Source organism: Gluconobacter sp. P1D12_c, assembly GCF_018812105.1.
Taxonomy (GTDB): Bacteria; Pseudomonadota; Alphaproteobacteria; order Acetobacterales; family Acetobacteraceae; genus Gluconobacter; species Gluconobacter oxydans_A.
Map to the genome: position 1 here is coordinate 1 of NZ_JACSIQ010000165.1, position 620 is coordinate 620.

At 59.2% G+C, this 620-nt stretch carries 1 protein-coding gene; it reads left to right on the forward strand.

Going from position 1 to position 620, the window contains the following annotated elements; translation table 11 throughout:
* Positions 1 to 592: plasmid recombination protein (locus tag KP705_RS16135; RefSeq protein ID WP_215764976.1), on the forward strand; the 592-nt coding region annotated here is incomplete at its 5' end.
* Positions 593 to 620 lie beyond the last annotated feature (28 nt).

A 620-nucleotide genomic window follows, 5' to 3' on the forward strand; every position in this document is an offset into this window, starting at 1 on the left:
CCCCGATACAGGCCGCCTGAATTGCCGCCGGTTCCTCGGTGGTGCCAAGGCCCTGAACGAGATGCAGACCGACTTTGCGCGAGTTGTGGGACGCCCTGTCGGACTGGAACGCGGCATCGAAGGAAGCAAGGCCACCCACACCAAGCTGAAAACCTACTACGGGGCGCTAGAACGGGACGCACCCGAGCACAAAAACCTGACCCCTGCTGACCTAGAACCGCAGGTGCTCAAGAAGGGGATTTTTACCCGTGTTGTGGAAGACCCTGAGCAGGTGGCAAAACGCATCAGTCAGACCGTTCAGCAGCATTATGAACCTGCCGTTCAGAGCGCCACAGTTGCCCGCACAGCGACCAAACGGGCCAAGGAAGACAGAGAGAGCCTGAAACAGCTTCAGAGCCGTCTGGAGCCTCTTGTGAAGGCTCTGAGGGATATTCCGACCCAATACCGGGAGAAGGTTATCGAGGGCTGCGTGAAACTGGCCCAACAGCTACGCCAGAAACTCCAAGATCAGGCGGTTGAGGCTCAACGGGAACGAGCCAGAGAAATTGGCCGGAATCGCTCGCGGGAGAATAGCCGAGGTCGGGGCCGCTGACCGTCCCATTCGCTCCTTCTTCCTGAGC